This window comes from Steroidobacter gossypii (assembly GCF_016801985.1).
GTDB classification, from domain to species: domain Bacteria; phylum Pseudomonadota; class Gammaproteobacteria; order Steroidobacterales; family Steroidobacteraceae; genus Steroidobacter; species Steroidobacter gossypii.
Window position 1 is genome coordinate 299,633 of sequence record NZ_JAEVLS010000008.1, and the last position, 12,487, is coordinate 312,119.

General features: G+C 62.7%; 11 protein-coding genes. 1 reads left to right on the forward strand and 10 read right to left on the reverse strand.

Going from position 1 to position 12,487, the window contains the following annotated elements; translation table 11 throughout:
• Nucleotides 1-5 precede the first annotated feature (5 nt).
• From JM946_RS27590 to JM946_RS27615, 6 genes are all read right to left on the reverse strand, one after another.
• Nucleotides 6-1,967: an acetoacetate--CoA ligase gene (locus JM946_RS27590; protein WP_203170661.1), complete on the reverse strand. Its 1,962-nt coding sequence runs from the start codon at nucleotides 1,965-1,967 to the stop codon at nucleotides 6-8.
• A 29-nt stretch (nucleotides 1,968-1,996) separates the two neighbouring features.
• Entirely contained in the window at nucleotides 1,997-3,610 is a 1,614-nt protein-coding gene (locus JM946_RS27595) for an electron transfer flavoprotein-ubiquinone oxidoreductase (RefSeq protein WP_203170662.1), read from the reverse strand.
• 76 nt (nucleotides 3,611-3,686) lie between these two features.
• Entirely contained in the window at nucleotides 3,687-4,454 is a 768-nt protein-coding gene (locus JM946_RS27600; RefSeq protein ID WP_203170663.1) for an SDR family NAD(P)-dependent oxidoreductase, read from the reverse strand.
• A 21-nt stretch (nucleotides 4,455-4,475) separates the two neighbouring features.
• A complete protein-coding gene (locus tag JM946_RS27605; protein ID WP_203170664.1) occupies nucleotides 4,476-5,237 on the reverse strand; it encodes an SDR family oxidoreductase in 762 nt (253 codons plus the stop codon).
• Nucleotides 5,238-5,372: 135 nt separating this feature from the next.
• Nucleotides 5,373-6,161: an enoyl-CoA hydratase-related protein gene (locus JM946_RS27610; RefSeq protein ID WP_203170665.1), complete on the reverse strand. Its 789-nt coding sequence runs from the start codon at nucleotides 6,159-6,161 to the stop codon at nucleotides 5,373-5,375.
• A gap of 98 nt (nucleotides 6,162-6,259) precedes the next feature.
• Nucleotides 6,260-7,417, reverse strand: coding sequence for an isovaleryl-CoA dehydrogenase (locus tag JM946_RS27615; protein WP_203170666.1), 1,158 nt, complete (start codon nucleotides 7,415-7,417; stop codon nucleotides 6,260-6,262).
• Between the two features lie 95 nt (nucleotides 7,418-7,512).
• Between JM946_RS27615 and JM946_RS27620 the strand changes: the two genes are divergently transcribed.
• Nucleotides 7,513-8,322: a FadR/GntR family transcriptional regulator gene (locus JM946_RS27620; protein ID WP_203170667.1), complete on the forward strand. Its 810-nt coding sequence runs from the start codon at nucleotides 7,513-7,515 to the stop codon at nucleotides 8,320-8,322.
• A 61-nt stretch (nucleotides 8,323-8,383) separates the two neighbouring features.
• On the opposite strand, the gene JM946_RS27625 is transcribed toward JM946_RS27620, so the two are convergent.
• The 4 genes from JM946_RS27625 to JM946_RS27640 form a co-directional block, all read right to left on the reverse strand.
• The gene (locus tag JM946_RS27625) at nucleotides 8,384-8,869 is read right to left on the reverse strand and encodes a hypothetical protein (RefSeq protein WP_203170668.1); all 486 of its coding nucleotides are present in this window, start codon (nucleotides 8,867-8,869) and stop codon (nucleotides 8,384-8,386) included.
• A 263-nt stretch (nucleotides 8,870-9,132) separates the two neighbouring features.
• The gene (locus JM946_RS27630; RefSeq protein ID WP_203170669.1) at nucleotides 9,133-10,311 is read right to left on the reverse strand and encodes an acetyl-CoA C-acyltransferase; all 1,179 of its coding nucleotides are present in this window, start codon (nucleotides 10,309-10,311) and stop codon (nucleotides 9,133-9,135) included.
• Nucleotides 10,312-10,434: 123 nt separating this feature from the next.
• Nucleotides 10,435-11,505: a Glu/Leu/Phe/Val dehydrogenase dimerization domain-containing protein gene (locus JM946_RS27635; protein ID WP_203170670.1), complete on the reverse strand. Its 1,071-nt coding sequence runs from the start codon at nucleotides 11,503-11,505 to the stop codon at nucleotides 10,435-10,437.
• Between the two features lie 50 nt (nucleotides 11,506-11,555).
• Nucleotides 11,556-12,377, reverse strand: a complete 822-nt coding sequence (locus JM946_RS27640; protein WP_203170671.1) for a lysophospholipid acyltransferase family protein — start codon at nucleotides 12,375-12,377, stop codon at nucleotides 11,556-11,558.
• Nucleotides 12,378-12,487 lie beyond the last annotated feature (110 nt).

Below are 12,487 nucleotides of genomic sequence, written 5' to 3' on the forward strand. Positions count from 1 at the left end.
GCTCTTCAGCTCTTCAGCTCAGGCAAATCCCGAAAGAACGCCAGCGCTTCCGGGTTGGCCAAAGCGACCACGTTCTTCGGCGTGCGACCGTGAACCACATCGCGAACGGCGAGTTCGACCAGCTTGCCATTCAGGGTCCGAGGCAGGTCTGGCGCCTGGATGATCTTGGCGGGGACGTGACGGGGAGAGGTGTTCTCCCGGATCACTCGGCGAATCTTCTCACGCAACGGTTCATCCAGCGTCACACCGTCGCGCAAGCGAACGAAAAGCACGGTGCGAACATCGCCATCATATTCCTGGCCGATAGCGACCGACTCAACCACTTCCTCGACCGTCTCCAGGTGACGATACAACTCCGCCGTGCCGATACGAACGCCGCTGGGGTTCAACGCAGCATCCGAGCGACCGTGAACGATGAGGCTGCCACGCGAGGTGAGGGTGGCGAGGTCACCGTGCCACCAAACATTGGGATAGCGGGAGAAGTAGGTCGACACCAGAAGGTCCTCCTGAACATCGCCCCAGAAGCCCACCGGCACGGAAGGAAACGGCTGCGTGCACACCAGCTCGCCTTGCTGCCCGACCATCGAGGTCCCCGCGTCGTCGAACACTTCGACTTTCATGCCCAACGAGAGCGCCTGAATCTCGCCTTCATACACCGGCAGAGTCGGGCAGCCGGAGCCGAAGCAACCCATGATGTCCGTACCGCCGGAGATCGACGACAGCTGCACATCCGGATGCACGTCACGGTAGACATATCTGAAGCTCGCAGGACTGAGCGGCGCGCCGGTCGATAGCACGGTACGCAGCGCGGTCAAATCGAACATCTGCCGAGGCCGAATCGCCAGTTTCTCGCATGTGGCAAGAAACCGCGGCCCCGTGCCAAAGATCGTGACGCGCTCTTCCGCAGCCAAACGCCAAAGAACATGCGGATCCGGCTGCAGCGGCGCGCCGTCGAAAAGCACGATCGTGGCGCCCGTCGCCAGCCCGCTCACCAGAACATTCCACATCACCCAACCGCAAGTGGTGAAATAGAAGAATCTGTCGCCCGGCCCCATGTCCGCATGCAGCACGTTTTCCTTCAACTGCTGGATCAACGAACCGCCCGCGCTGTGCACGATGCACTTCGGCGCGCCCGTGGTGCCGGAAGAGTACAGTATGAAAGCCGGCTGCTCGAAGGGCAGCTGCGCGAATGACAGGGGCGCATCCGCCGTGCCGAACTCATTGAACCGCACGTGCTCGAACGCCACCTGATCAGCATCCATATCAGGATTCAGATACGGAACCAGTACCACATGCTCGATGCTGGAGATCTGCTCGCACACCGCCTCAATGACAGGCAAACAATCCGTCGTCTTGCCCGCATAGTGATACCCATCGACAGCGAACAACACCCGCGGCTTGATCTGACCGAAGCGATCCACCACGGCGCTCGTGCCGAAATCGGGCGAGCACGATGACCATATCGCCCCGATGCTGGCGGCGGCGAGCATGGCAATCACCGTTTCAGGGATATTGGGCAGATAACCAGCAATGCGGTCATCGGCCTTCACGCCAGCCTGTTTCAATCCATCGGCGACCCGAGCGACCTCACTGCGCAGCTGGCGCCGCGTGAGTTCCCGGCGCTCACCGCGTTCGTTACGAAAGATGATCGCAATGGCATCGTCTTCGCCACGCAGAATGAGATTCTCGGCGTAGTTGAGCAGCGAGCCGACGAACCATTTCGCATCGGGGAAGCGCGTGCCGTCCTCGAGGACCTGCTCAGGGCCCTGTGAGCAACGGACCTCGCAGAAGTCCCACACCGCAGTCCAGAAGTTCTCGGGAAATTCGACCGACCAGCGATGCAACGAAGGGTAGTCGAGCACCGGGGCTTTGTAGCGCTCCTGCACAAAGTGCGAGAAGCGAGCGAGCGCGGACCTGGCGGCGCGCTCTTCGGAAGGGGTCCAGATCGGCTGCGCGGGGGGTTCCATGTCAGGCCCCCACCGCACAGCCGCGCGGATCACAGGTTCTGGTAGTTCGGGCCCGAGCCGCCTTCCGGCGTGGTCCAGTTGATGATTTCGTACGGATCTTTGATGTCGCAGGCCTTGCAGTGGACGCAGTTGGCCGCGTTGATCTGCAAGCGTCGGCCGCCCTGGCCGTCCTCGACCATCTCATACACGCCGGCCGGGCAGAAGTTCTGACAGGGGTTGCCATATTCCTTGGTACAACGATTCACGCAGATCGATGTGTCCAGCACCTTCAAGTGCACCGGTTGCGCTTCGTCATGCACGTTGCCGGCGAAGAACACCGACGCCAGCCGGTCGCGCGGCGGCAGCGAACGATCGACCCAGCCGCGATCCGGCGAGGCGTACTGGTCCAGCTTTTCCAGCGCCGACCAGTCGGCCGTGTTGCGCAGGGTCCAGGGCGTCTTGCCTTTGAGCAGCGACTCGAGGCCGGCGTTCGCCATCGCAAAGTACAGCCCGCGTTTGAACGCCGGCTTGAAGTTGCGCACCGAATGCAATTCGCGATGCCCGTCGGAGTTCCGCCAGCGAGCGTCGAAACCCGCCGCCTTGCCTTGTTCCACCAGGTGTTCCGCCGCCAATGCGCCCGAGCGGATCGCCTGATGAATGCCCTTGATCTTGAACACGTTGAGCGTGCCACCGGCGTCACCGATGAGCATGGCGCCAGGCATGTCGAGGCGGGGCAGCGACTGATAACCGCCAGTCACGATGGTGCGCGCGCCCGCGGCGAGAATCTCACCGCCTTCGAGCATCGGTTTGATGCGCGGATGATGTTTGAACTGCTGGAACGCTTCGAACGGCTTCAAGCGCGGATCTTTGTAGTTCAAACCGACCACGTAGCCGATGTAGATGCGATCGTTGTCGAGGTGATACAGGAAGCTGCCGCCGTAAGTGGCTGGATCCAGCGGCCAGCCGAATGCGTGCTCGATGCGGCCCGGCTTCACGCGCCCCGGCGGCAGTTGCCACATCTCCTTGAAGCCCAGGCTGAAGGTCGGCGGATCGATGCCGTCGCGCAAGTTGAATTTGGCGATGAGTTGCTTGGAGATCGAGCCGCGCGAACCCTCGGCCAGAATGGTGGTGCCCGCGTGGATCTCGACGCCCGGGGTGTAGTTCGGGCCCGGCTCGCCATTCTTCTCCAGGCCCATGTCGCCGATGCGCACGCCTCTGACGGCGCCGTTCGCGTCGAATACCGCCTCGGCGGCGGCGAAGCCCGGGAAGATGTCGATGCCGAGCGCCTCGGCCTGCGACGCCATCCAGGCCGTGAGCTGCCCGAGCGAAACGATGAAGTTGCCATGGTTTTTCATCGGCGAGAGATCGACCGCCCAGTTCGGCAACTTGAACGAGCCAGTCCGCGTCATGAGCCGTACATCGTCTTCGGCCGCTGGCACTTTCATTCCCGAATACTCGGCGCGCCAGTTCGGTAACAACTTCTCCAGCGGAGCGGATTCCAGCACCGCGCCCGAGAGCGAATGCGCGCCGATCGCCGAGGCCTTCTCGAGCACGCAAATGTTCATTTCGGGCTTGAGTTGTTTGAGTCGGATCGCGCACGCCAGCCCCGCGGGGCCGCCGCCGACGATCACGACGTCATATTCCATTACTTCACGTTCGGTCATGGTTGCACTTCGGGGCTGCTTGCTTCGCCTGATTCTCTACGGGCTGGTCCGCTCGTGTGTGGATGCGCGGCCGATGTTATTTCGGCGCCATACGGATCGCGCCGTCCAAACGAATCACCTCGCCGTTGAGCATCGAGTTTTCGCAGATGTGCGCGACCAGCGCAGCATATTCCTCGGGACGACCGAGACGCGGCGGGAAGGGCACTTGCTTGCCCAGCGAGTCCTGCGCTTCCTGCGGCAGCGAGGCCATCATTGGCGTCTTGAAGATGCCCGGCGCGATGGTCATCACGCGAATACCGGCGGTCGACAGATCGCGCGCCATCGGTAATGTCATGCCCACCACGCCGGCCTTGGAGGCGGAGTAGGCGACCTGGCCGATCTGGCCGTCGAAGGCCGCGACCGACGCGGTCATGACGATGACGCCACGCTCGCCTTCTTCGTTCTGCGCGTTGGCGCCCATGGCGGCAGCGGCGGACTTCGCCACCAGCAACGTGCCGATCAGATTGATCTCGACGACCTTGCGGAAGAAATCGCCCGGCATGGGACCTTCCTTGTTGACGATGCGACGCGGCCAGGCCACGCCGGCGCAGTTCACCGCGAGATTCAGGCCGCCCATGTCGCTCTTGGCCTTGGCGATCGCGGCGTCGACGCCGGCTTCGTTGGTGACATCGACCGTTGCAGAGAACGCGGCGTCACCGAGCGATTGGGCCGCAGCCTGACCGGCCGCTTCGTTCACATCCAGCAATGTGACTTTGCCGCCGGCGGCAACGAGGCGCTGCGCCACTGCATGCCCGAGGCCCGAGGCGCCGCCCGTGATGACGGCTCGCACTTCATTCAGTTTCATTTCTACCCCTAGTTGGCTGGCTCAAAGTCTCTGGCCGCCATCGACTTCGATGACGCGACCGGAAAAATAATCGTTCTCGGCGATGAAGATGGCGGCATGCGCCATCTCGGCCGGTTCCGCCATGCGACGCAGTGGCACGGCACTGACGGCGCGCTCGATCATCTCGGGTTTCATCGTGTCCAGAATCTCGGTGCGCGTAAAGCCCGGAGCAATCGCGCCGGTGCGGATGCCGTAGCGCGCGAGCTCCTTCGCCCACACGACATTCATCGCCACCACGCCGGCCTTGGTGGCGGAGTAGTTGGACTGGCCCATGTTGCCGGCCCGCGAAATGCTCGAGGTGCTGATGATCACGCCGCCATTGCCCAACGCGATCATGCGCGCCGCCGCTTCGCGCGCGCCAAGAAATACGCCGGTGAGATTCACATCGAGGACGGCGCGCCATTGATCGAGGGACATTTTGCTCACGACCTTGCCGTCCTGCGCTTTCACGAGCAGCGCATCCTTGGTGACGCCGGCGTTGTTGATCATGACATCCAGGCGGCCGAAGTCTTGGACGATTCGATCGAGCGTGGCTTCGATCTCTTGCTCGTTCGTGACGTTGCAAACGTAGGTCGCGGCGCGCACGCCAGCGGCTTCGCACAGTTCCTTGCTCTTGGCGAGGTCGTCGGAGTTCAGATCGATCAGCGCGACGTTGGCGCGCTTGTTCGCGAAGGCTTGCGCCATGGCGCGACCGATGCCGCGGCCGCTGCCGGTGATGGCGACGAGCTTACCGTCCAGCTGCATTCAACCCCCATTTGCCCTGTCAGAAGGTAAGGGCTTCGAGCCAAGGCGTCGGATGTTAACCTCTTATTTTGCGTCGCACAAAGGGGTTGGCCAGAGGCTTTCGCGATGACCGCACCCTGTTCCGCCAGCCAGTTTTCAGCCTTGTGGCGTCCAGCTGGACTTGCGCCGTTCCAGGAAGGCCGACAATCCTTCCTTGCCCTCGGGGCTCACACGCAAACGCGCCAGAAGGCGCGCGGTTTCTTCGCCCAGTGCATCACGGTCGTGGAAGTGCGCCACGCGGCGGACGAGTTGCTTTGCTGCACGCAGCGCTGCGGGCCCGCCTCGCAGCAGCAGATCGACCTGCTCGTTGACGAGTTGATCGAGCTGCTCCGGAGTCGCTGTGAGATGCAGCAAGCCGAGGCTTTGCGCTTCTTCAGCGGAGAAGGGCGCGGCGGTAAGAAACAAACGCCGCGCCTGGCGACTGCCGATGGCTTCGACCACATACGGCGAGATGGCTGCGGGCACGATGCCGAGCCGCACCTCGGTGAGCGCAAACTTTGCCGAGGTTGCCCCAATCGCAATGTCAGCGCAGGCCACCAGGCCCACGCCACCGCCAAACGTATTGCCATTCACGCGCGCGATGAGTGGCAGCTCGAATTCGTCCAGCTTGCGTAGCAGCCTCGCGAGGACCAGCGCGTCGGTGACGTTCTGCTCCTCGGTAAAGTTCAACATCGATCGCATGTGGCCGATGTCCGCACCGGCGCAGAAACTCGCGCCCGCACCGGTGAGTACGACGACACGCGCATTCTGATCGCTGCTAATTTTTGTCAACGCGTCGTGTAATTCGCCCATGGTCGCGCCATCGAGCGCGTTGTGCTTCTCCGGCCGATTGAGGGTCAGCGTGACAACGCCGCGGGAATCGATGCTGGTGGTGACGGTCGACATGATGTGAGCTCTCGCACTGCTATGGGCGCGAACTTAATACGGTAGCGCGTAGATTACGTGCAATGCATGACTTCATGTTGATGGTACGCGACAGGACGTCACGCGGTGGCCTCGAAAAGTTCGCGACCGATCAGCATGCGGCGGATTTCACTGGTGCCGGCGCCAATCTCGTACAGCTTCGCGTCACGCAGCAGACGGCCGGTCGAGTACTCGTTGATATAACCGTTGCCGCCCAGCGCTTGAATGGCTTCCAGCGCCATCCAGGTCGCTTTTTCGGAGGCTTGCAGGATGCAGCCGGCCGCATCGAAACGAGTGACCTTGCCGCGATCGCAGGCCGCCGCCACCGAATAAACATAGGCGCGACACGCATTCATGGTCGTGTACATGTCCGCGATCTTGCCCTGCATGAGTTGGAACGTGCCAATGGCGCGGCCGAACTGACGGCGCTCGTGCACATACGGGATCACAACGTCCATGCAGGCTCGCATGATGCCGAGAGGGCCGCCGGCCAGCACGACGCGTTCATAATCCAGACCGCTCATCAGCACCTGTGCGCCTTTGCCTTCCTGATGCAGAACGTTTTCGGCGGGCACTTCGCAGTCCTGGAACACCAGCTCGCAGGTGTCCGAGCCGCGCATGCCGAGCTTGTCGAGCTTTTGCGCGCTGGAGAAACCTTTCATGCCGCGTTCGATGATGAACGCCGTGACGCCGCGAGCGCCGAGTTCGGGGTCGAGCGTGGCGTACACGACCAGTGTGTCGGCGAGGGGACCGTTGGTGATCCACATCTTGTTGCCGTTGAGCACGTACTTGTCGCCTTTTTTCACGGCGCGCGTGCTCATGCCGACCACGTCGGAGCCGGCGCCCGGCTCGCTCATGGCCAGCGCGCCCAGGTGCTCGCCGGAGATCAGACGGGGGAGGTACTTCTCTTTCTGGGCCGGAGTGCCCCAGCGGCGCAGCTGGTTCACGCAGAGATTGGAATGCGCGCCATACGACAGGCCCACCGACGCCGAGGCGCGGCTGATCTCTTCCATCGCGATTACGTGCGCCAGATAGCCCAGGCCCGCCCCGCCGTATTCGTCTTCGACGGTGATGCCCAGCAGGCCCAGTTCGCCCAGCTCGGGCCACAGCTCGCGCGGGAATTTGTTGTCGCGATCGATCGCCGCAGCCAATGGGGCGATGCGTTCGCTCGCAAACTTCGCTACCGTGGCGCGCAATGCGTCCAGATCCTCGCCCAAACCGAAATCGAAATCTTGCACGCCGCCCCCTGGTTGTGTCCGAATCGATAATTGCCCTATTGTCCGACAGTCCGGTTTTTAGTCAATAACCCCGTTCAGCCATCGCCACCATGGTCATGAAAAAAAAGACGATCGCCGCCACTCGTCCGCGCCGCACCGGGGCCGAAACCCAGGCGCCTGCTGAATCCTCCGACGCAGCGTCCATGTTCGACCCGGTGGAGCGCTCCCCGGCCTACACCAAGGTGTCCTCGGCCATCGAGCATAAAATCCTGTCTCGCGCGCTGCGTGACGGCGATGTGTTGCCGGCCGAGCTGGAGCTTGCCCAGCAATTTCGCGTGCACCGCTCAACTGTGCGGGAGGCGCTACGTCAGTTGGAAAGTGCCGGCCTGGTGGCGCGCCCGCCCGGCGCGAAGCGGATGATCGTCAGCCGGCCCGAAGCTGCGAAGGTGGCCTCCGGCATGCGCCATGCGCTGGTGCTCCACGAGGTGTCATTCGTGGATGTATGGGAGGCGATGATGGTGATCGAACCCGAAGTCGCCGCTTTGGCCGCGCTCCGCCGCACTCAGGCCGATCTCGCGGCGCTGACTCAGACCAGCGAAGCGTTCCGCGAATCTCCGGAAGGCGATCCGGACTCGGTGAATATCGTCGCGACTTTTTTCGAACAGCTCGGCGCCGCGTCTCGCAACCAAGTGCTCGTGCTTGCCAAACAATCGCTGACGCAGGCACTCGCACCTTCGTTGGCGCGAATGATCGACACCGTGCCTCAAGCTCGCACCCGTATCACCGATGCCCAACGCCGCATCATCGTCGCGGTGCGCGACAAGAACGCAGACGAAGCTCGGAAGTGGATGTCGAAGCACGTTCGCGATTTCAAACGCGGCTACGAAGTCGCGGGGATCTCGCCGGACACGCCGATTTCGGTGTAGTGGAATAGGTTCGGCGAGGCGCCGAGGCCGGGATCGATCGCGACGGTAGTATTGCCCGGGCTCAGTCCCGGCGCGCGGGCACGCAGCTCACCGTGCCTTCGTAGTGCTTCGCGAACTGGGATTTGATCGTGCCGCAGACGAAGTCGCCTTCGTCTGCGGTGAGGCCGTACACCACCATCCGGCCGTTGCGCTCGAAGCGGTTGCCGCGGTCGAAGCTCAGGTAGGTGGAGTGGATGGCGATGTCGTCGAACAGCCGTGCATAACGCGGTTCCAGATCGGCGTTGCACGATGACAGGGTCATCGTACATTCCTTGCACTCTGGGATGAGTTTGCTCCAGACGCGCGCGGAGCGTTGCTGGCAGTCCTGTTCGTCGGCCATTTCGCCGAATAACACCATGTTGATCTCGCGCCCCTCGATCTGCATGTCGGTGCGCAACTCGGCATAGATCGGCGACTCGATGATTTCCGGGTTCTGGCCGTCCAGGCGACTGTTATAAACCGCGTAACCCGCGGCGCCCAGCGCGATCAGGACGATCAGGTACTTCATTGCGCTCTCGTTAGACTTCCTTGGCCGGAAGTCACAATACACGCGTTCACAAAGCTCCGCCGGAACGGCGGTCACACAAGCAAGAGCAGACCGGCGGTATGCCAGGGCAGGTGTGCATTGAATGCGCGCGATTGGATGCCGCCGGCCGCGACTCGATTACATGATCGGAAACTCGACGCTCAAGCGAGTGCCCGGCTGGCCTGAAATGGCGCAAAAAAAAGCCACGAGCCCTGCTGAGCTCGTGGCCTTGATCGACTCGACAGTTAGACGATCTCGACCGCCAGCGCAGTGGCCTCGCCGCCACCGATGCAGAGAGAAGCGACGCCGCGCTTCAGGCTGCGATTGCGCAGGGCGTGGATCAGAGTGGTGAGAATGCGAGCGCCGGTGGCGCCGATCGGATGTCCGAGCGCGCAGGCGCCGCCGTTGACGTTGACCTTGGCGTGATCCAGACCGATGTCGTGAATGGCAGCCATGGTGACGCAAGCGAAGGCTTCGTTGATTTCATACAAATCGACTTCACCGGCGGACCAGCCGGTCTTGGCCAGCACGGACTGGATCGCACCCACTGGCGCGGTGGTGAACCACTCCGGCGCCTGAGCGTGACTGGCGTAACCGACGATACGAGCCAACGGCTTGAGATTGTGCTGACGAGCGGCGCTGGCGCTCACCACCAGCAGCGCGGCGGCGCCGTCGGAGATGGATGAAGAGCTGGCGGCGGTGACCGTGCCGTCTTTCGCGAACGCCGGCTTCAAGGTCGGAATCTTGTTGATGTCGCACGTGAACGGCGTTTCGTCCTTGGCAACGACGCGCTCGCCCTTGCGATCCTTCACCGTGACCGGCGCGATTTCGTTGTTGAAATGCGTGCCTTCGGCAGCGGCCAGCGCGCGACGCACCGACTCGGTCGCAAACGCATCCTGCTGCTGACGAGTGAAGCCGTACTTGGCCGAAGTGGCTTCGGCGAACGAGCCCATCATCTTGCCGTCGAACGGGCTCTGCAGACCGTCGAAGAACATGTGATCGATGATTTCCGAGTGGCCCATGCGAATGCCGCCGCGCGCCTTGGGAATGAGATAGGGCGCGTTGGTCATCGACTCGATACCGCCCGCGAGCACCACGTTGGCGGAGCCGGCGCGAATCTGATCCGCCGCCATCATCACGGCTTTGAGTCCCGAGCCGCACATCTTGTTGATGGTGGTCGCCGGCACCCTCTGCGGGACGCCTGCGGCAAGCGCAGCCTGGCGGCCGGGAGCCTGACCGATGCCGGCCATGAGCACGCAGCCAAGGATGGTTTCGTCGATCTGCTCCGGCGACAGCCCGGCGTCCTGGATCGCCGCCTGCGCGGCGGCGGCGCCGAGCTGCGGAGCGGTCAACGGGCTGAGTGCGCCCTGAAAGGCGCCGATGGGAGTGCGGCGGGCAGCAACGATATAGATGGGTTCGCTCATGGGAGTGCTCGACTGCTCGGTGAGGGGCCAGCGCACCGCCAGTTATGGCGGCGCCTAAAGTTACTTGCAAGTACCCAAGGACCGTTAGCCTACGCCGACTTTGTATGCAGTGCAATAAACGCCCTATCCTCCGGTGTACGGCAGCTTTATTCGACCAATTGCAGTGAGCCGCTCTTCGGCCAGGCGGCGCGCTGCCTGCCAGGTCGGAATATTGCTGCGGGCGGCGAGGGCAAGGATGCGGCCGATGATGTCGTGGATCCGGGCCACACTGCGCAGGGCGCGATCTTCGTTGTAGCCCTGGAGCTCCATGGCGCTGTTCATCAAGCCACCTGCGTTGATGGCGTAGTCGGGTGCGTACAGGATGCCGCGACGGTCCAGCTCGGTTCCGAGCTCTTCCGATTCGAGTTGATTGTTGGCGCCGCCGGCGACAATGCGACAACGCAGGCGAGGAATCGTGTCCTCGTTGATGACTGCGCTCATTGCGCAGGGAGAAAACACGTCGGCATCGACATCGTAGATTTGTGACATCGGCACCGCCTCCGCGCCGAACTCGGCGACGGCATGTTCGATGCGGTCTTCGTTGATATCGGTGACGAACACCTTTGCGCCCGCCGCGCGCAACGATTTCACCAGGTGATAGCCCACTTGACCCGCGCCCTGCACGGCGAAGCTCGTCCGTCGCAGGTCCGCGTGTCCGAGCTTGAATTCCAAGCACGCGCGAATGCCATGCAAGGTGCCGAGCGCAGTGAAGCGCGAAGGATCGCCGCTGCCGCCGACCAGTTGCGGCACCCCGACCACGTGGCGTGTCTCCTGGCGGATCCATTCCATGTCGTCGGGATTGGTGCCGACGTCTTCGGTGGTGATGTAGCGACCGCCGAGCGATTGTATGAATCGGCCCAGCGCTCGAAACAGCGCTTCGCTCTTGTCAGTCTCGGGATTGCCGATCAGCACGCCCTTGGCGCCGCCGAGATTCAGTCCGGCGATGGCGGCTTTGTACGTCATGTCCGCGGAGTGCTTGAGCACATCGCGCACCGCATCCGCTTCGTTCGCATACGGCCACATGCGCAAGCCGCCGAGCGCCGGTCCCAGCGCGGTGTTGTGAATCGCGATCACACAGCGCAAGCCGCTTTCGCGATGATGAAAGAACACCACTTGCTCGTGACCGAGCCGGCCCACCGCTTCGAACAGATTCATCGCCGCCCCCGAGTGACCCAGGCACGGCGATTATAGGGGTCGCACGCGTCTCAAGTGGAAGACGACGAGCGTCGCGCTTGAATCGCGGCAATGCCGTCGTTGGAGGACAGGTCCGGTTCGCCGAGCTCGGCAAGAATTCGCGCATGCGCCACATCGCGCATGTGAACGACCGCATCGGGCGCCTTCATGTCGCGCATCGGACCGATCGACGGCAGAACGTGGATATCGATGCGACCGGGCCGCGGCAGGAATCGACCGGATGGCAAAATGTGCCGGGTGCCGCGCAGTGCGAGCGGCACCACCGGCAGATCCACACGAGCCGCGATCGTGAATGCGCCGTTGTGAAATTTGCCCAGGCCTGGCTCCGCGAGGAAGGTGCCTTCGGGGAAAAATGCCAACGCCTGACCTGCGTCCGCCGCCTTCAACAGTCGGCGCGTATCCATGCCGCCGGCGTGACGATTGAAACGATCCACGAACTCCGAACCGATCCGCCGCAACAGCAGGCCGGCCAGCGGCACGCGGCTGAACTCCTTTTTGATGACGAACGAAAAGCGCGCGGGCAGGGCGGCCTTGAGCACGATGCCGTCGAGATAGCTGGCGTGATTGGCCACCACCACGCAGGGCCCGCTCGGCAGCAGATGTTCATCGATCAGACGAATGCGCAGCCCGGCCACGGCGAAAAAAGCGCGAGCCGCGAAGTGGGCGATATGCCGACGTGTCTTGATCCCGAAAGGCAGCAAAACTGCCACAAACGCGCTCAGGCCAAAGACCAGGAACACTGCCAGGGCATACACGCCATAAATGATTTCCAACACGACCCTGAGCGGCGACCATAGCGGCCCCAGGGCGGAGCGCCGCACGTCGTCAGTCATAACTCGACACGGAAGTCACCAGGGTTTTATGTAGCGTGATCATGGAATGCGTGTGCGCGTCGATTTCTGTGAACTGAGTCTCTTTATGTAAACCCTGCGGGGGTTCTGTG